The organism is Pseudomonas sp. AB39(2026), from assembly GCF_059831485.1.
Genome location: NZ_CP195212.1, coordinates 1725809 through 1743261, shown reverse-complemented (window position 1 = coordinate 1743261; position 17453 = coordinate 1725809). Strand labels below are relative to the sequence as shown.

Sequence of the window (17453 nt, the reverse complement as noted above, 5' to 3'; positions counted from 1 at the left end):
GGAGCAGCCACATGCGCAAACGAATCGGATTGCTGGCGTTCCTTACCTTCCTGTTGGTGCCGATCTACTGGCTGGTGAACATGTCGTTCAAGACCAACACCGAAATCCTTGGAGGCCTGACGCTGTGGCCAAAGGATTTCACTCTGCAAAACTACCAGGTGATCTTCACAGACCCCAGTTGGTACGAGGGCTACCTGAATTCGCTGTCTTACGTGAGCCTGAACACACTGATTTCGCTGTTGGTGGCGTTGCCTGCCGCCTATGCGTTCTCCCGGTACCGCTTTCTGGGCGACAAGCATTTGTTCTTCTGGCTGCTTACTAACCGAATGGCACCTCCGGCTGTATTCCTGTTGCCGTTTTTCCAGCTGTATTCCTCCATCGGCCTATTTGACACACCCTATGCAGTAGCCCTGGCCCACTGCTTGTTCAACGTACCGTTGGCGGTGTGGATTCTTGAGGGCTTCATGTCGGGCGTGCCCAAGGAAATCGACGAAACGGCGTACATCGACGGTTACGGGTTCTGGAAGTTTTTCCTGCGCATCTTTATCCCATTGATCGGTTCAGGCATTGGTGTGACGGCGTTCTTCTGCTTCATGTTCTCGTGGGTGGAGCTGCTGCTGGCGCGCACGCTTACCAGTGTGAACGCCAAACCTATCGCCGCCGTCATGACGCGCACGGTCTCGGCCGCAGGTATCGACTGGGGTGTGCTGGCGGCGGCAGGGGTGCTGACCATCCTGCCAGGTGTGCTGGTGATCTGGTTCGTTCGCAACCATGTGGCCAAAGGCTTTGCCTTGGGCCGTGTTTAAAGGAGCCACACATGAGCTGGATGGCCTGGACCCTGCCTACCGCGCTGTTCTTCATTGCCGTAGGGGTGCTACTGGCGGCAATGACGACCATTGAACTGCGCTGGCCTGGCACTGAGCGGCGAGGTTTTCTGCCGATCGCCACCACGCGCGGTGACCGCCTGTTTATTGGCCTTCTAGGTAGTGCCTATCTTCACCTGGTGATCGTAGGGGCTACTGATTGGAGCATCTGGGTCGCTTCGGCGCTGTCCCTGGTGTGGTTGGCAGTAGTGATGCGTTGGGGCTGAGGCATTTGTACACACGCCCTTGCTAGAACGGCGCCGACCCCGGCCGGCGCTTACATCCCTCTTGGAGGTTCCCCATGTTCGAGAATAAAAACAACAGGCGACAGGGCATCACGCTGGCGGCCTTGCTAGTGTTCAGTGCCTACGGCTCGCTTGCCCTCGCGGACCAGTACGAAGATGCCGCCAAAAAGTGGATCGGTAGTGAATTCACACCCTCCACGCTGACACCCGAGCAGCAAATGGCGGAGTTGAAATGGTTTATTGAGGCGGCCAAACCGTTCCGGGGCATGGACATCAAGGTGGTGTCCGAAACGCTTACCACCCATGAATACGAATCCAAGGTGCTGGCCAAGGCCTTCACCGAGATCACCGGCATCAAGCTGACCCACGACCTGATCCAGGAAGGGGATGTGATCGAGAAACTGCAGACGCAAATGCAGTCAGACCAGAACATTTACGATGGCTGGGTGAACGACTCGGACCTGATCGGCACTCATTTCCGTTATGGCAAGGTAGAGTCCTTGACCGACCTGATGGCTAATGAGGGTAAGAACTTTACCTCGCCCACCCTGGACCTTAACGACTTCATCGGCATTTCCTTCACCACGGCCCCGGACAAGAAAATCTACCAGCTACCCGACCAGCAGTTCGCGAACCTGTACTGGTTCCGCGCCGACTGGTTCGAGCGGCCAGACCTGAAAGCGAAGTTCAAGGCCAAGTACGGCTATGAGCTGGGTGTGCCAGTGAACTGGTCCGCGTATGAAGACATCGCCAAGTTTTTCAGCGAAGACGTGAAGGAAATCGACGGCAAGCGGGTCTACGGGCATATGGATTACGGCAAGAAAGACCCGTCCCTGGGCTGGCGCTTCACCGATGCCTGGTTCTCCATGGCCGGTGGCGGCGACAAAGGGCTGCCCAATGGGCTGCCGGTGGATGAGTGGGGCATTCGCGTAGAGGACTGCCGCCCAGTAGGCTCCAGTGTCACGCGCGGTGGTGATACCAACGGCCCGGCAGCGGTGTTTGCTACCCAGAAATACATCGACTGGCTTAAAGCTTATGCACCACCCCAAGCTGCAGGCATGACGTTCTCCGAAGCCGGGCCAGTACCCGCCCAAGGCGAAGTGGCCCAGCAGATTTTCTGGTACACCGCGTTCACGGCAGACATGACCAAGCCCGGCCTGCCGGTGGTCAACAGCGACGGCACGCCGAAATGGCGGATGGCCCCTTCACCTAAAGGGCCTTACTGGGAAGAGGGCATGAAGCTAGGCTACCAGGACACCGGTTCCTGGACGTTCTTCAAGTCCACCCCCGAGAAGCAACGCCTGGCGGCCTGGCTGTATGCGCAGTTCGTAACGGCCAAGACCGTTTCGTTGAAAAAGACCATCGTTGGGCTTACGCCGATTCGCGAGTCGGACATCAACTCCCAAGCCATGACCGACCTTGCACCCAAACTGGGCGGGCTGGTGGAGTTCTATCGCAGCCCGGCACGGGTACAGTGGACGCCAACCGGTACCAACGTGCCGGACTACCCGAAGCTGGCACAGCTGTGGTGGAAACATGTGTCGGATGCCGTCAGCGGCGAGAAGACAGCCCAGCAGGCACTGGACGGGCTGGCGGCGGACCAGGACGCCATGCTCAAGCGCCTCGAACGGGCTCAATCCAGCTCAAGCTGCGGGCCTAAGCTGAACGAGGAAAAAACCGCGCAGTACTGGTTCGATCAACCAGGTGCCCCCAAACCGAAACTGGCCAATGAAAAGCCCCAAGGCCAGACAGTGGGCTACAACGAGCTGCTGAAGTCGTGGGAGGCGGCCAAGAAGTAGTGGGCAAGGCGTATAAGCCGTTCGCGGGCTACCCCCGCTCCAACATACCCGCTCCAACATAACAGGCGCCTGGCCTGGGTTGTGTAGGAGCGGGGGTAGCCCGCGAACGCGTTGAAGCATGTTTGCAGGCTACCTGCTGTCAGTTGTGCAATGCCTCAGCCGCGTACAGCGTGTTTTCCAGCAGGCAGGCCCGGGTCATGGGGCCTACGCCACCCGGCACAGGGGTGATCCAGCCCGCGCGGGGCAGGGCAGTCTCATACACCACATCGCCTACCAGTTTGCCATCGTCCTGACGGTTAATGCCCACATCGATCACGATGGCGCCTGGCTTGATCCACTCACCCTTCACCAGCCCTGGCTTCCCAGCCGCCACCACAACAAGGTCAGCGCGGCTTACATGGTCGGCCAGGTCACGGGTAAAGCGGTGGGTGACGGTCACGGTGCAGCCGCCCAGCAGCAGCTCCATGGCCATGGGGCGGCCCACGATATTGGACGCACCTACCACCACGGCATTCATGCCGTACAGGTCCTGGCCTGTGCTTTCCAGCAGCGCCATGATGCCCTTGGGCGTGCAAGGGCGCAGCAAGGGGATGCGTTGTGCCAAGCGGCCTACGTTGTAGGGATGGAAACCATCCACGTCCTTGTCGGGGCGAATACGCTCCAGCAGCCCGGAGGCGTCCAGGCCTTCCGGCAAGGGCAATTGCAGCAGGATACCGTCGATGGCCGGGTCGGCATTCAAGCGGTCGATCAGCGCTTCCAGTTCGGCCTGGCCAGTGGTGCTGGGCAAGTCATACGCCTGGGACAGGAACCCCACTTCTTCGCAGTCTTTGCGCTTATGGGAAACGTAGACCTGAGACGCAGGATCGGTACCCACCAGAATGACCGCCAGGCCGGGAACGCGCAGCCCTTGTTCCCGACGTGTTGCCACGTGCTGAGCGATCCGCTGGCGCAGGCTGGCGGCAATGCCCTTGCCGTCGATAAGTTGTGCTGTCATGACGCGTGGTAAACCCTCGAAGGGGAAGAAGAAGTACTGCTATTCTCGCACGCCAGGCAGTCAGGTCAAAGGCATCGCCGCCTGGGAATCCGCTAACCCCTTTAATTCAATGCATTTTTTTCCAAAAAACAGTTGACGACCTAAAGGGGGGTCTATAAGATTCGTCGCACTTGTCGGGCAGGGCCTAACGCTAGCGCAAGTGGTCGCAGAAAACCTCTTGTTCATCAATTGGTTGGAAGGCATTGACGCGGTAACGGCTTTTTCGCTTCAGCCTGAAGTCGAAATACCGAGCGCCCGTAGCTCAGCTGGATAGAGCATCCGCCTTCTAAGCGGATGGTCGCAGGTTCGAGTCCTGCCGGGTGCGCCATTCAGGCAGCTTCGGTACAAGTGATGCAATATGGTGGGCGTAGCTCAGTTGGTAGAGCGCTGGATTGTGATTCCAGTTGTCGTGGGTTCGATTCCCATCGTCCACCCCATATTTGTAGGAAGGCGCCTTACGCAAGTGTGGCGCCTTTGCTTTAAGCGTTTTGCGGACGTGGTGAAATTGGTAGACACACTGGATTTAGGTTCCAGCGGCGCAAGCTGTAAGAGTTCGAGTCTCTTCGTCCGCACCATGTAATGAAAAAGCCGTCCTCTGGGGCGGCTTTTTTGTTTCCATTGCACGTGCCTGGGTTTAGCCTTGTTCCATGAAGTGTTCAGGCCTAGGGAGGAAGCAACCAATGGACCTTGCGAGCGTTCAAGCGCATCTGCAGGCGCGCCTTCCGGGGCTGATGGCGATCTACCTCTTCGGCAGCCAAGCTAAAGGGTGCGCTACCGAAACCAGTGACGTGGACATTGCCGTCCTGGTGGCAGGTTATGTAGACCCATCGCTGCGCTGGATGCTGGCGGGCGAGCTTTCAGACCTTGTGCATCGCCCTGTAGACCTTGTGGACCTGCGCAGCGCCAGCACGGTCATGCAATATCAGATCATCACAACCGGGCGGCGCCTGTGGTCTGAGGGGGTTGAGCCGGGTATTTACGAAACCTTTATCCTCGGCCGGAAAACCGAGCTCGATACCGCGCGGGCTGGCCTTCTCAACGATATCTACCAGAGCGGAGTGGTGTATGGTCGATGATGTCCTGCTCAACAAAGCGGCCACTATCGAACGCTGTGTCGCCAGGGTCCGCGAAGAATACGAAAAGGGGCCAGAGACCTTTGCGCTGGATGTTACTCGCCAGGACTCGGTTGTCCTCAACCTGCAACGCGCCTGTGAGGCAGCCTTGGATATGGGGCAGCACCTGATTCGCCGGGAACGGCTAGGCGTGCCTCAGAGCAGCCGTGATGTGTTTGAGCTATTGGCGCGTGGTGGCTGGTTGGAGGCGTCATTGTTGCCCTCCATGAAAAACATGGTGGGGTTCAGGAATATAGCGGTGCACGAATACCAATCGCTGCAGTTGCCTATCGTGGTGTCCATTATCACGAAGCACTTGAGCGACTTCATTGCGTTCAGTTCGGGCATTCTGCGGCAGGATAGGGATAAGCGCCCCTTGTAAAGGCTTGGCCCAAAACAAGTTTTGTAAATCTCAGGCGCTCTGCGTTCATGTGGGAGCCTGCGCAGTGCGGGCGCAGCGCGGGCGCAGCGCGGGCGCAGCGGGCGAACCGGATCTTTATTAGGCGGTGCTAGAAGCCCCAAGCACCAGCAGGTTGTTTGCCTGTCAGGGCGCGCTACTGCCCCTCCCGCATCCACCGCTCGAACGTCATAAACCCATTGCGGGCCGCCTCGGCAGCGGCTTCGATGTCTTCGGGCGTAGTCACATCCTGCGACAAATGAGCGAGAAAACCTTTCCACATCGTTCCGGTATCTGGCCCGTACCCACGTAGCCACGCTAATGGCAAAGGCGCCAGTTGTGCGGACAACCGCTTGTAGAGGTAAGCGCCGCCTAGCGTAGCGCCCTCGCACACGTAGGCCAGGCCATAGGCGGCCGCCAGGCTGGAAGGCTGGGGCACATAAGGGCAATCCGGTTGCGAGGGCGTTTCGCCCAAGTCTTCCACCAGCCAGGCGCTTTTCTGCCCACGTGCAGCGGTTGCCAGGTCAGCCGGCCACCGTAGGCCGGTGCCATACAGCTGCTGTTCCACGGGCCGCATCCAGCCCGCTACCCGTGCGGCGTAGGCCAGGTAATCCGCCTTGGAGAAATCGGGCGAGGTCAAGGGTGAGGCTGCATCGAGTGTGGCATGCAATTCTCGGGTGGCATCGCGCAGGGCGGCCAGAGCGGGGGAGGTGTCCGAGGCGATGATGGCGCGCTCCGCTGGAAAAAGAATCGCTGGAGAATACCAGTCCCGTACGCGCTGGCCTACCGCCATCGACCTCCCTGCCTAGCCCCTCTGCGACACAGGTATAGAAAGTGGCCAGCGCCCCTTGAATTTCAGGCGCTTCGCACGGGGTGACTTCTGTCAATCGAATCACTAGAATGCTTGCCCTTGATCTGGGGTCGGAATCGCCGGCTATCGTCTGTGCAACGAGGAATATCCATGCAAGTTTCTGTTGAAAACACTTCGGCGCTCGAGCGTCGCATGACCATCGCCGTTCCTCCCGAGCGCATCGAAACCGAAGTCAACAAGCGTCTGCAACAGACTGCCCGTAATGCCAAGGTACCGGGTTTCCGCCCTGGCAAGGTACCGATGAGCGTCATCCGCCAGCGTTACGAAGGCGCAGCGCGTCAGGAAGCCCTGAGCGACCTGATCCAGGCGACCTTCTACGAAGCTGTGGTCGAGCAGAAGCTGAACCCGGCCGGCAACCCCTCCGTAGAGCCTAAAGCCTTCGAGAAGGGCAAGGGCCTGGAGTACGTCGCGACGTTCGAAGTGTTCCCCGAATTCACCGTGGCCGGTTTCGAAGGCATCAGCGTCGAGCGCCAGAGTGCCGATGTGAATGACGCCGACGTCGACAACATGCTGGATATCCTGCGCAAGCAGAATGTGCGTTATGAAGCGGTCGAGCGCGAAGCGCAAACCGATGACCAGGTGACCATCGATTTCGTAGGCAAGATCGACGGTGAAGCCTTCTCCGGTGGCTCGGCCACTGGCACTCAGCTGGTGCTGGGTTCCGGTCGCATGATTCCAGGCTTCGAAGATGGCCTGGTAGGCGCCAAGGCTGGTGAAGAGCGCGTATTGAACGTGACCTTCCCCGAGGACTACCAGAACCTGGACCTGGCCGGCAAGGCCGCTGAGTTCACCGTCACCGTCAACAGCGTTGCCGCGCCTACGCTGCCAGAGCTGACCGACGAGTTCTTCGCCCAGTTCGGTATCAAGGAAGGCGGCATCGACGGCTTCCGTACCGAAGTTCGCAAGAACATGGAGCGTGAGCTGCGCCAGGCTATCAAGTCCAAGGTCAAGAACCAGGTCATGGATGGCTTGCTGGCCACCAACCCGATCGAAGCGCCGAAGGCCCTGCTGTCCAATGAAGTGGACCGCCTGCGGGTTCAGGCCGTGCAGCAGTTCGGTGGCAACATCAAGCCAGACCAACTGCCAGCTGAGCTGTTCGAAGAGCAGGCTCGCCGCCGTGTAGTGCTGGGCCTGATCGTGGCTGAAGTGGTCAAGCAGTTCGAACTCAAGCCAGACGACGCCCGCGTGCGCGAGCTGATCCAGGAAATGGCCTCGGCCTACCAGGAGCCAGAGCAGGTGGTGAGCTGGTACTACAAGAACGACGAGCAAATGAACGAAGTCCGTTCAGTTGTGCTCGAAGAACAAGTTGTGGATACTGTCTTGCAGAAAGCTAGTGTGACTGACAAAGCGGTCTCCTACGAAGAAGCAGTAAAACCGGCCCAGGCGGCGCCTGAAGCCGAGTAAGACGGCCCAGCTTCGGAACAACCATAAGCCAGCCTTCGCGCTGGCTTATGCGTATCTAAGTCATCACTAATTGGGAGTGAGTGCAGGCATGTCCCGCAATTCTTATATTCAGAACGCTGACATCCAGGCCGCCGGTGGCCTGGTCCCGATGGTTATCGAGCAGTCTGCCCGTGGCGAACGCGCCTACGACATCTACTCTCGCCTCCTCAAGGAGCGGGTAATCTTCCTGATCGGCCCGGTCGAAGACTACATGGCCAACCTCGTAGCCGCCCAGCTGCTGTTCCTGGAGGCAGAAAACCCCGATAAGGACATCCATCTCTACATCAACTCGCCCGGTGGCTCGGTGACTGCAGGCATGTCGATCTACGACACCATGCAGTTCATCAAGCCAGACGTGTCCACTATCTGCATTGGCCAAGCCTGCAGCATGGGTGCGTTCCTGTTGGCCGGTGGGGCGAAAGGCAAGCGTTACTGCCTGCCGAACTCGCGCATGATGATTCACCAGCCACTGGGCGGTTTCCAGGGCCAGGCTTCGGACATCGACATCCATGCCCGGGAAATTCTCTCCATTCGTGCTCGGCTGAACGAATTGCTGGCTTACCACACCGGCCAGAACATCGAAACCATCGAGCAAGACACCAACCGTGACAACTTCATGAGCGCGGCACGTGCGGCCGAATACGGCCTCGTGGACTCAGTGCTCGATAAGCGGCAGATGCCCGCTTCACAGGCGTGAATCCAGCTTGGCGGGCTTTCCCGCCATTCGCGGGCTTGAAAAAGCCCGCAATTGCCTTCATCTTGTGTTTCAAGCCTACAGGATTGGATAGATCGAATGACTGACACCCGCAACGGCGAGGACAACGGCAAACTGCTTTATTGCTCCTTCTGCGGCAAAAGCCAGCATGAAGTACGCAAGTTGATTGCCGGCCCCTCGGTCTTCATCTGTGACGAATGCGTTGACCTGTGCAATGACATCATCCGCGAGGAGGTGCAGGAAGCCCAGGCAGAAAGCAGCTCTCACAAGTTGCCTTCGCCCAAGGAAATCAGCGGCATTCTGGACCAATATGTGATTGGTCAGCAGCGTGCCAAGAAGGTCCTTGCGGTCGCCGTGTACAACCACTACAAGCGGCTAAACCAGCGCGACAAGAAAGGCGATGACGTAGAGCTGGGCAAAAGCAACATTTTGCTCATTGGGCCGACTGGCTCGGGTAAAACGCTGCTGGCCGAAACCTTGGCCCGCCTGCTCAATGTGCCCTTCACCATCGCAGACGCCACCACGTTGACCGAAGCTGGCTATGTGGGCGAGGACGTTGAAAACATCATTCAAAAGCTGTTGCAGAAGTGCGACTACGACGTAGAAAAAGCCCAGATGGGTATTGTCTACATCGACGAGATCGACAAGATTTCGCGCAAGTCGGACAACCCTTCCATCACGCGCGACGTGTCGGGTGAGGGTGTGCAGCAGGCGCTGCTCAAGCTGATCGAGGGTACCGTGGCGTCCGTGCCTCCCCAGGGTGGCCGCAAGCACCCCCAGCAGGAATTCCTGCAGGTGGACACCCGCAACATCCTGTTCATCTGCGGCGGTGCTTTCTCGGGGCTGGAGAAAGTCATCCAGAACCGTTCCGCCAAGGGTGGCATTGGCTTCAACGCGGAAGTACGTAGCCGCGAAGAAGGCAAAAAGGTGGGTGAGTCGCTGCGTGAAGTCGAGCCAGACGATCTGGTCAAGTTTGGCCTGATTCCTGAGTTCGTAGGCCGCTTGCCAGTATTGGCAACCCTCGACGAACTGGACGAAGCGGCGCTGGTACAGATCCTCACCGAGCCGAAGAACGCCTTGTCCAAGCAATACGGCAAGCTGTTCGAAATGGAGGGTGTGGACCTTGAGTTCCGCAACGACGCACTGAAATCCGTCGCTCGCAAGGCTCTGGAGCGCAAAACCGGCGCTCGTGGGTTGCGTTCGATCCTTGAAGGCGTGTTGCTCGACACCATGTATGAAATTCCTTCCCAGAAGGATGTCAGCAAGGTGGTCATCGACGAAAGCGTCATTGAAGGTACGTCCAAGCCGCTGTTGATTTACGAGAACAGCGAGCCGCCTGCAAAGGCAGCACCTGATGCGTGATGTACGCATTGCCGGCTTTTTGGGCTGAGCGATAGCAGAAAGGGCCTTCGGGCCCTTTTTTTGTTCAAGCGCCACGCTTGTTTTTTTCCGAGGCTACCCCCAGATTAGCCTCATGTTTATTTTTATCTGTGAGCGGCGCTGCGCTGCTGAAGAGGCGAAACCATGAAGACGACCATCGAATTGCCTCTATTGCCACTACGTGATGTGGTGGTTTACCCGCATATGGTTATCCCACTGTTCGTGGGTCGCGAAAAATCCATTGAAGCCCTAGAAGCGGCTATGGCAGGGGAAAAACAGATCCTGCTGCTGGCCCAGCGCAACCCGGGCGACGATGATCCAGGTGAAGACGCGCTCTACCGGGTAGGTACGGTGGCCACTGTGCTTCAGTTGCTGAAGCTGCCGGATGGCACGGTAAAGGTGCTGGTTGAAGGCGAGCAACGGGGTTCTGTAGACACGTTCATCGAGGTGGACGGGCACATACGCGCCAAGGTCAGCCTTATTGAAGAAAAGCCTGCCCCAGACCGCGAATCCGAAGTGTTCGTACGCAGCCTGTTGTCTCAGTTCGAGCAGTATGTGCAGCTGGGCAAGAAAGTGCCTGCGGAAGTGCTGTCTTCACTCAATAGCATTGATGAGCCAGGCCGCCTGGTAGATACCATGGCAGCGCATATGGCGCTGAAGATAGAGCAAAAGCAGGACATTCTCGAAATCATCGAGCTGTCTACGCGGGTAGAGCGTGTGCTGGCGCTGCTTGATGCAGAAATCGACCTGCTGCAGGTTGAGAAACGCATCCGCGGTCGCGTTAAAAAGCAGATGGAGCGCAGCCAGCGCGAGTATTACCTCAACGAACAGATGAAGGCCATCCAGAAAGAACTGGGTGACGGGGATGAAGGCCACAACGAAGTCGAGGAGCTGAAAAAGCGCATTGAAGCGGCCGGCCTGCCTAAAGATGCGCTGGCCAAGGCCAATGCCGAGTTAAACAAGCTCAAGCAGATGTCGCCCATGTCGGCTGAGGCTACCGTTGTGCGCTCCTATATCGACTGGCTTGCGCAGGTACCTTGGAAGGCCCAAAGCAAGGTACGCCTGGACCTGGCGCGTGCCGAGCAGATTCTCGATGCCGACCATTATGGCCTTGAAGAAGTCAAAGAACGCATCCTCGAGTATCTCGCGGTTCAGAAGCGGGTGAAGAAAATACGCGGCCCGGTGCTCTGCTTGGTCGGCCCGCCTGGTGTGGGTAAAACCTCCTTGGCTGAGTCCATTGCCAATGCCACTAACCGTAAGTTCGTGCGTATGGCCTTGGGCGGTGTGCGTGATGAAGCGGAGATCCGTGGTCATCGTCGCACCTACATCGGCTCCATGCCGGGCCGGCTGATCCAGAAAATGACCAAGGTAGGCGTGCGCAACCCATTGTTCCTGCTCGATGAAATCGACAAGATGGGGAGCGACATGCGTGGCGACCCGGCGTCTGCCTTGCTGGAAGTGCTGGACCCGGAGCAGAACCACAATTTCAACGATCACTACCTAGAGGTCGATTACGACCTGTCGGACGTGATGTTCCTGTGTACCTCCAACTCCATGAACATTCCGCCGGCCCTGCTGGACCGGATGGAAGTCATTCGGCTGCCGGGGTACACGGAAGACGAAAAGATCAACATTGCCCAGCGCTATCTCACGCCCAAACAGGTGGCGACCAATGGCCTGAAAACGGCCGAGTTGAATATCGAAACAGCTGCGATCCGCGACATCATTCGTTACTACACCCGGGAAGCCGGGGTCCGCAGCCTGGAGCGTCAAATTGCCAAGATCTGCCGCAAGGTGGTCAAGGAGCATGCCCAGGCCAAGCACCTGTCTGTGACCGTTTCACCCGAGTCGCTGGAGCATTTGCTGGGCGTACGCAAGTTCCGTTATGGCCTGGCAGAGCAGCAGGACCAGGTCGGCCAGGTCACCGGTCTGGCGTGGACGCAGGTAGGCGGTGAGCTGCTGACCATCGAGGCTGCGGTAGTGCCGGGTAAAGGCAACTTGATCAAGACCGGTTCGTTGGGCGATGTGATGGGCGAATCCATCACGGCGGCCATGACCGTGGTTCGCAGCCGTGCGAAAAGCCTGGGCATTGCTCTGGACTTCCACGAGAAGCGCGATACCCACATTCACATGCCCGAAGGGGCCACGCCCAAGGATGGCCCAAGTGCGGGTATAGGCATGTGTACGGCCGTGGTGTCGGCCTTGACCCAGATCCCTGTGCGCGCTGATGTGGCCATGACCGGTGAAATCACCCTGCGTGGCCAAGTGCTGGCTATTGGAGGGCTGAAGGAAAAACTGCTGGCAGCACACCGGGGTGGCATCAAGACGGTGGTGATTCCAGAGGAAAACGTGCGCGACCTCAAGGAAATCCCGGACAACATCAAGCAGGATCTGCAGATCAAGCCTGTCAAATGGATTGACGAGGTCCTCCAAATTGCGCTGCAATACGCGCCGGAGCCCTTGCCCGACGTCGCTTCGGACATTGTGGCCAAGGATGACAAGCGCGAAGGTGATGCCAAGGAAAGGGTCAGCACGCACTGACAGCTCACTCGCAGAATTCCCAAGCCGCTGTAACAGGCGGCTTGTTTTGTCGGAACCATTTGTCCGGCACCTGTTACCGCCTAAAAAACTTAGAAATAACTCAAGATAGAGATAAGGGGACTTAGAGTGAACAAGTCGGAACTGATCGATGCCATCGCAACATCTGCTGATATCCCGAAAGCCGTTGCTGGTCGCGCGCTGGACGCCGTGATCGAATCCGTTACTGGTGCACTGAAGTCTGGTGACTCCGTGGTCCTGGTCGGTTTCGGTACATTCCAGGTCAAGGAGCGTGCCGAGCGTACAGGCCGCAACCCGCAGTCGGGCGAAGCCATCAAAATCAGCGCCGCCAAGATCCCTGGTTTCAAGCCCGGCAAGAATCTGAAAGAAGCGGTTAATAAGTTGGAGAAGGGCTCCAAGGCCGCGGCTAGCAAACCAGCCAAAAGTACAAAAAAAGCGGCCAACTGAATAACAGGCGGGTGCGACCTGGCCAAATCGGCCTGGGTCGGCCAGTCACGTAGGCGCAGATGGGCAAGTGACGAGAAGGCGCATCCTCGGATGCGCCTTTTTCATATCGGTTCTGGGCGGTCATGGATGTAGATGGCCGTTGCTGGGGGAAGCATGCTTCAAAACATCAGGGACAATTCACAAGGGTGGATTGCCAAGACAATCATTGGCGTTATCGTGGTGCTGATGGCACTCACGGGCTTTGACGCGATCTTCCGCGCCACCAGCCATAGCCAGGACGCTGCCAAGGTAAACGGCGATACCATCAGCCAGGCCGAGCTTGGCCAGGCCGTGGAACGCCAGCGGCGCCAGCTGATGCAACAGTTGGGGCGTGAATTCGACCCCTCACTGCTGGACGACAAAATGTTGCGTGAAGCGGCCCTCAAAGGGCTTATCGACCGCAAGCTGCTGGTTCAAGGCGCTCACAATGCGGGCTTTGCCTTCTCTGATGCAGCGGTTGACCAGGAAATTCTCCGTACCCCGCAGTTCCAGCAAAACGGCCAGTTCAGCGCCGAGCGCTTTGATCAGTTCATCGGCCAACTGGGCCTGTCTCGCCTGCAGTTCAGGCAGGTACTTGCCGAAGAAATGCTGATCGGCCAATTGCGTGCAGGCCTGGGGGGCACCAGCTTCGTAACCGACGACGAAGTGACGGCTTATGCCCGGCTGAACAAGCAGACCCGTGATTTTGCCAGCCTTACGTTAAAGGCCGATGCTTCGGCCATCAAAGTCAGCGACGAAGACGTGAAGGCGTACTACGATGCCCACGCCAAGGAGTTCATGAGCCCGGACCAGGTCGTGATCGACTATATCGAGCTGAAGAAGTCCGGCTTCTTCGATCAGGTCAAGGTCAGCGACGAGGACCTGCAGGCTCAGTACCAGAAAGAAATCGCCAACCTGGCTGAGCAACGCCGCGCCGCCCACATTCTTGTGGAAGTGAACGACAAGGTCAGTGACGAGCAGGCCAAGGCCCGGATTACTGAAATCCAGGCCCGGCTGGCCAAGGGCGAAGACTTCGCCAAAGTGGCAAAGGAAACGTCTCAGGATCCGGGTTCCGCTGCCAGTGGTGGTGACCTGGGGTACGCAGGCAAGGGCGTCTATGACGAAGCCTTTGAGGCGGCGTTGTATGCACTCAAGCCGGATCAAGTCTCCGAGCCAGTGCGCACCCAGTTTGGCTATCACCTGATCAAGCTGTTGGGCGTTGAGGCGCCACAGGTGCCTTCGTTCGCCAGTGTGAAAGACAAGCTCACCCGCGAGCTGAAGACCGCCCAGGTCGAGCAGCATTATGTGGACGCTACCAAGAAACTGGAAGACGCTGCCTTCGAAGCGTCAGACCTGGTTCAGCCTGCCCAGGACTTGAACCTGAAGGTGCAAACCTCCGAGCCCTTCGGGCGGGATGGCGGCGCGCAGGGCATCACGGCCAACCGTGCTGTGATTCAGGCAGCCTTTAGCCAGGAAGTGCTAGAAGAGGGCGCCAACAGCAGCGCTATCGAGCTGGACCCGGACACTACCGTGGTAGTCCATGCCAAAGAGCACCGCAAACCCACTCAGCTAACCCTGGAAGCGGTGGCTGATCCGATTCGCCGTGAACTGGCCCGTGAGCGCGCCGCTGCTGCAGCCAAGGCCAAGGGTGAAGCCCTTGTCGCAGGGCTGCGCGATGGCAAGGTATCGCCAACGGCGGCCCAGGACGGCCAAACCTGGAAAACCGTGGAAGCTGCCAGCCGCTCGCAGGAAGGTTTCGATGCTGCGGTGTTGAATGCCGTATTCAAGATGCCCAAACCTACCGAAAAAGGTAAGCCGACGTACGACACCATTGCCTTGCGCGACGGTAGCCTGGTTGTGTTGCGCTTGAACGGCGTGAATGAAGGGGCAGTACCTACGGACGCCGAGAAGGCCAGCTATCGTCAGGCATTGGCTTCGCGCCAGGGCCAGATGGACTTCGCCGCGTTCCGCAAAATGCTGGAAGAAAAGGCTGAGGTGAAGCGGTACTGATACGTTACCCGCTTGCTAGCCATTGCCCCTCACACCCAGGCTTAGCCTGTGGTAGGGGGGCAAGGGCTTCACGCTCTGCACAGAATGCAAAAAGGCCGCTTTTTCAAGCGGCCTTTTTGTGGGCAAAAAAACCGGTTATTCGGTCAGGTCACCCATGGCGGTAGTATTGAAACCGCCGTCCACATACATGATTTCGCCGCTGATACCAGACGCCAGGTCCGAACACAGGAACGCGCCGGCATTGCCGACTTCGTCGATGGTCACGTTACGGCGCAAGGGGGTCTGGGCCTCGTTGGCATCCAGCATCTTGCGGAAGTTCTTGATACCCGAAGCGGCCAGGGTACGGATGGGGCCGGCAGAAATGGCGTTTACCCGAATGCCGTCGGCACCAAGGCTGCGCGCCAGGTAACGTACGCCTGCTTCCAGGCTGGCCTTGGCCATGCCCATCACGTTGTAGTTGGGCATGGTGCGCTCTGCGCCCAGGTACGACAGGGTCAGCAGGCTGCCATTGCGCCCTTGCATCAACTCACGACCTGCTTTGGCCAAGGCAACGAAGCTGTAGGCACTGATGTCGTGAGCGATACGGAACCCGTCACGCGTGGTCGCGGAGGTGAAATCACCGTCCAGTTGGTCGCCTGGGGCGAACCCTACAGAGTGAACGATGCAATCCAGGCCATCCCATTGTTTGGCCAGCGCTTCGAACACCTTGGCGATTTCTTCGTCATTGGCCACGTCGCAAGGGAAGCATAGCGCTGGGCTGGAGCCCCAGCCAGCGGCGAATTCCTCTACGCGCCCCTTCAGCTTATCGTTCTGGTAGGTGAAGGCCAGCTCTGCACCTTCGCGATGCATCGCTGCTGCGATACCCGAAGCGATGGACAATTTGCTGGCTACACCAACGATCAGTACGCGCTTACCGGCGAGAAAACCCATGTGTTTGTTCCTCTTCTAATTAATCGACAGCGACCGGGGCCAGAAAGGCTGCTTCCAGTAGCTGTTGTGTGTAGGGGTGTTGCGGCGCGGCAAAAATGGCTGCGGCCTCCCCTTGTTCTACGACCTGGCCCTGCTTCATGACCACCAACTGGTGGCTCAGCGCCTTGACCACTGCCAGGTCATGGCTGATGAACACATATGTCAGGCCATGCCTGGCCTGCAACGAACGCAATAATTCCACCACCTGGCGTTGCACCGTTCGGTCCAGCGCAGAGGTGGGTTCATCCAGCACCATCAGTGCCGGCTGTAGCACCAAGGCCCTGGCGATGGCCACACGTTGCCGCTGGCCCCCGGAAAACTCGTGAGGGTAGCGGTGCCGGGTGTCCGGGTCCAGGCCTACCTCTTTCAATACGGCAATAACCGCCGCCTGTTGCTCCTCTGGCGTACCGATGCCATGGATGCGCAGCCCTTCGGCGACGATCTGCTCCACGCTCATGCGCGGGCTGAGGCTGCCAAAAGGGTCCTGAAACACCACCTGTAACTCTCGCCGCAAGGGCCGTACCTGGGCCCGGTCCAACCCCTGCAGCTCCTTGCCTTGGAACCGAATAACGCCTTGGCTATGGATCAGCCGAAGGATGGCCAGCCCCAAGGTAGACTTGCCCGATCCACTCTCACCTACAACACCAAGGGTTTGTCCCCGCTGCAGGGTAAAGCCTATGCCATCCACGGCCTTTATGTGGTCTGTGGTGCGGCGCAGCACCCCTTTGCGTATCGGGAACCAGACCTTTAGGTGCTGCACGTCCAGCAAAGGCTCGGCGGGCGGGTTGTGGGCCGGTGCGCCTGCTGGCTCTGCCGCCAGCAACTCTCGGGTGTAGGGGTGCGCTGGCTGCTTGAACAACTGCTCGCACGTAGCCTGTTCGACGATGCAACCGCGCTGCATGACACATACGCGGTGGGCAATTCGTCGTACCAGGTTCAAATCATGGCTGATGAGCAGCATCGCCATGCCCAGGCGCGCCTGGAGGTCCTTGAGCAAGTCGAGAATGCGCAGCTGTACAGTCACATCCAGAGCGGTTGTAGGCTCGTCTGCAATCAGCAGTTCAGGCTCGTTGGCCAGGGCCATGGCAATCATTACGCGCTGACGCTGGCCGCCCGACAGTTCATGGGGCAGGGCTTTGAGCCGTCGAGCCGGTTCCGCAATACCCACCAAGGCCAGCAACTCAAGAATGCGTTCACGCGCAGCTGCGCCTTGCAGCCCTTTGTGCAAGGCCAGCACCTCGCCGATCTGCTTTTCAATAGGCTGCAACGGGTTCAACGACGTCATGGGCTCCTGGAAAATCATCGCAATACGATTGCCACGGATCTTCTGAAGCGTACGCTCATTAGCCTGTAGCAGGTCCTGTCCGCCGTAGCGGATTTCCCCGCTAGGGTGGCGAGCCAAGGGGTAGGGCAGCAGCCGGAGGATCGAGTGGGCGGTGACCGATTTCCCTGAGCCGCTTTCACCCACCAAGGCCAAGGTTTCCCCGCGACGAATGTCGAAGCTGACATTGGACACCGCACGCTGCACCTGATGGTCGCCCTGAAACTCAACCGCAAGGTTTCGAACTTCGATCAAGGTCTCGTGGCTCATG

Annotated in this window: 15 protein-coding genes and 3 tRNA genes; 14 read left to right on the top strand and 4 right to left on the bottom strand. The window is 58.5% G+C overall.

The window, feature by feature from the left end:
- The first annotated feature begins 11 nt into the window (after positions 1 to 11).
- The 3 genes from ACSAMW_RS07725 (at position 12) to ACSAMW_RS07715 (ending at position 2907) form a co-directional block, all read left to right on the top strand.
- On the top strand, positions 12 to 806 hold the full coding sequence (locus ACSAMW_RS07725) for a carbohydrate ABC transporter permease (protein WP_168086108.1): 795 nt from the start codon (positions 12 to 14) through the stop codon (positions 804 to 806).
- A gap of 11 nt (positions 807 to 817) precedes the next feature.
- Entirely contained in the window at positions 818 to 1090 is a 273-nt protein-coding gene (locus ACSAMW_RS07720) for a DUF2160 domain-containing protein (RefSeq protein ID WP_500593413.1), read from the top strand.
- Positions 1091 to 1164: 74 nt separating this feature from the next.
- Positions 1165 to 2907, top strand: coding sequence for an ABC transporter substrate-binding protein (locus tag ACSAMW_RS07715; RefSeq protein WP_168086106.1), 1743 nt, complete (start codon positions 1165 to 1167; stop codon positions 2905 to 2907).
- A 139-nt stretch (positions 2908 to 3046) separates the two neighbouring features.
- On the opposite strand, the gene folD is transcribed toward ACSAMW_RS07715, so the two are convergent.
- Positions 3047 to 3901, bottom strand: a complete 855-nt coding sequence (gene folD / locus ACSAMW_RS07710) for a bifunctional methylenetetrahydrofolate dehydrogenase/methenyltetrahydrofolate cyclohydrolase FolD (protein WP_500593412.1) — start codon at positions 3899 to 3901, stop codon at positions 3047 to 3049.
- 290 nt (positions 3902 to 4191) lie between these two features.
- Here folD and ACSAMW_RS07705 point away from each other — a divergent pair.
- The 5 genes from ACSAMW_RS07705 to hepT all read left to right on the top strand — a co-directional run bounded on the left by ACSAMW_RS07705 (position 4192) and on the right by hepT (position 5434).
- Positions 4192 to 4268 (top strand) — tRNA-Arg (locus ACSAMW_RS07705).
- Between the two features lie 33 nt (positions 4269 to 4301).
- Positions 4302 to 4377 (top strand) — tRNA-His (locus ACSAMW_RS07700).
- Between the two features lie 53 nt (positions 4378 to 4430).
- Positions 4431 to 4515, top strand: a tRNA-Leu gene (locus tag ACSAMW_RS07695).
- A gap of 105 nt (positions 4516 to 4620) precedes the next feature.
- Positions 4621 to 5016: a type VII toxin-antitoxin system MntA family adenylyltransferase antitoxin gene (gene mntA, locus ACSAMW_RS07690; RefSeq protein ID WP_500593411.1), complete on the top strand. Its 396-nt coding sequence runs from the start codon at positions 4621 to 4623 to the stop codon at positions 5014 to 5016.
- The gene (gene hepT / locus ACSAMW_RS07685) at positions 5006 to 5434 is read left to right on the top strand and encodes a type VII toxin-antitoxin system HepT family RNase toxin (protein WP_500593410.1); all 429 of its coding nucleotides are present in this window, start codon (positions 5006 to 5008) and stop codon (positions 5432 to 5434) included. The genes mntA and hepT overlap by 11 nt, the downstream gene beginning before the upstream one ends.
- A gap of 172 nt (positions 5435 to 5606) precedes the next feature.
- Here hepT and ACSAMW_RS07680 read toward each other — a convergent pair whose 3' ends face one another.
- Positions 5607 to 6242: a biliverdin-producing heme oxygenase gene (locus ACSAMW_RS07680; protein ID WP_500593409.1), complete on the bottom strand. Its 636-nt coding sequence runs from the start codon at positions 6240 to 6242 to the stop codon at positions 5607 to 5609.
- A 168-nt stretch (positions 6243 to 6410) separates the two neighbouring features.
- On the opposite strand from ACSAMW_RS07680, the gene tig reads away from it, so the two are divergent.
- The 6 genes from tig (at position 6411) to ACSAMW_RS07650 (ending at position 14892) form a co-directional block, all read left to right on the top strand.
- Positions 6411 to 7724 (top strand): trigger factor, encoded by a 1314-nt coding sequence (gene tig, locus ACSAMW_RS07675; protein WP_500593408.1) that lies wholly within the window; start codon positions 6411 to 6413, stop codon positions 7722 to 7724.
- Positions 7725 to 7812: 88 nt separating this feature from the next.
- Complete coding sequence (clpP, locus tag ACSAMW_RS07670) at positions 7813 to 8460, top strand: ATP-dependent Clp endopeptidase proteolytic subunit ClpP (RefSeq protein ID WP_168086100.1); 648 nt, start codon at positions 7813 to 7815, stop codon at positions 8458 to 8460.
- A gap of 96 nt (positions 8461 to 8556) precedes the next feature.
- Positions 8557 to 9840, top strand: a complete 1284-nt coding sequence (gene clpX / locus ACSAMW_RS07665; RefSeq protein WP_500593407.1) for an ATP-dependent Clp protease ATP-binding subunit ClpX — start codon at positions 8557 to 8559, stop codon at positions 9838 to 9840.
- A 162-nt stretch (positions 9841 to 10002) separates the two neighbouring features.
- Positions 10003 to 12399, top strand: coding sequence for an endopeptidase La (lon, locus tag ACSAMW_RS07660; RefSeq protein WP_500593406.1), 2397 nt, complete (start codon positions 10003 to 10005; stop codon positions 12397 to 12399).
- 126 nt (positions 12400 to 12525) lie between these two features.
- Positions 12526 to 12864, top strand: a complete 339-nt coding sequence (locus ACSAMW_RS07655; RefSeq protein WP_500593405.1) for an HU family DNA-binding protein — start codon at positions 12526 to 12528, stop codon at positions 12862 to 12864.
- A gap of 153 nt (positions 12865 to 13017) precedes the next feature.
- Positions 13018 to 14892, top strand: a complete 1875-nt coding sequence (locus ACSAMW_RS07650) for a SurA N-terminal domain-containing protein (RefSeq protein WP_500593404.1) — start codon at positions 13018 to 13020, stop codon at positions 14890 to 14892.
- 135 nt (positions 14893 to 15027) lie between these two features.
- On the opposite strand, the gene fabI is transcribed toward ACSAMW_RS07650, so the two are convergent.
- Both fabI and ACSAMW_RS07640 read right to left on the bottom strand, forming a co-directional pair.
- The gene (gene fabI / locus ACSAMW_RS07645; RefSeq protein ID WP_500593403.1) at positions 15028 to 15822 is read right to left on the bottom strand and encodes an enoyl-ACP reductase FabI; all 795 of its coding nucleotides are present in this window, start codon (positions 15820 to 15822) and stop codon (positions 15028 to 15030) included.
- Between the two features lie 19 nt (positions 15823 to 15841).
- Positions 15842 to 17452, bottom strand: coding sequence for an ABC transporter ATP-binding protein (locus ACSAMW_RS07640; protein WP_500593402.1), 1611 nt, complete (start codon positions 17450 to 17452; stop codon positions 15842 to 15844).
- Position 17453 lies beyond the last annotated feature (1 nt).

Coding starts and splice junctions, on each gene's coding strand:
- ACSAMW_RS07725 (WP_168086108.1), top strand. CDS start 12: ATGCGCAAACGAATCGGATTGCTGGCGTTCCTTACCTTCCTGTTGGTG.
- ACSAMW_RS07720 (WP_500593413.1), top strand. CDS start 818: ATGAGCTGGATGGCCTGGACCCTGCCTACCGCGCTGTTCTTCATTGCC.
- ACSAMW_RS07715 (WP_168086106.1), top strand. CDS start 1,165: ATGTTCGAGAATAAAAACAACAGGCGACAGGGCATCACGCTGGCGGCC.
- folD (WP_500593412.1), bottom strand. CDS start 3,901: ATGACAGCACAACTTATCGACGGCAAGGGCATTGCCGCCAGCCTGCGC.
- mntA (WP_500593411.1), top strand. CDS start 4,621: ATGGACCTTGCGAGCGTTCAAGCGCATCTGCAGGCGCGCCTTCCGGGG.
- hepT (WP_500593410.1), top strand. CDS start 5,006: ATGGTCGATGATGTCCTGCTCAACAAAGCGGCCACTATCGAACGCTGT.
- ACSAMW_RS07680 (WP_500593409.1), bottom strand. CDS start 6,242: ATGGCGGTAGGCCAGCGCGTACGGGACTGGTATTCTCCAGCGATTCTT.
- tig (WP_500593408.1), top strand. CDS start 6,411: ATGCAAGTTTCTGTTGAAAACACTTCGGCGCTCGAGCGTCGCATGACC.
- clpP (WP_168086100.1), top strand. CDS start 7,813: ATGTCCCGCAATTCTTATATTCAGAACGCTGACATCCAGGCCGCCGGT.
- clpX (WP_500593407.1), top strand. CDS start 8,557: ATGACTGACACCCGCAACGGCGAGGACAACGGCAAACTGCTTTATTGC.
- lon (WP_500593406.1), top strand. CDS start 10,003: ATGAAGACGACCATCGAATTGCCTCTATTGCCACTACGTGATGTGGTG.
- ACSAMW_RS07650 (WP_500593404.1), top strand. CDS start 13,018: ATGCTTCAAAACATCAGGGACAATTCACAAGGGTGGATTGCCAAGACA.
- fabI (WP_500593403.1), bottom strand. CDS start 15,822: ATGGGTTTTCTCGCCGGTAAGCGCGTACTGATCGTTGGTGTAGCCAGC.
- ACSAMW_RS07640 (WP_500593402.1), bottom strand. CDS start 17,452: ATGAGCCACGAGACCTTGATCGAAGTTCGAAACCTTGCGGTTGAGTTT.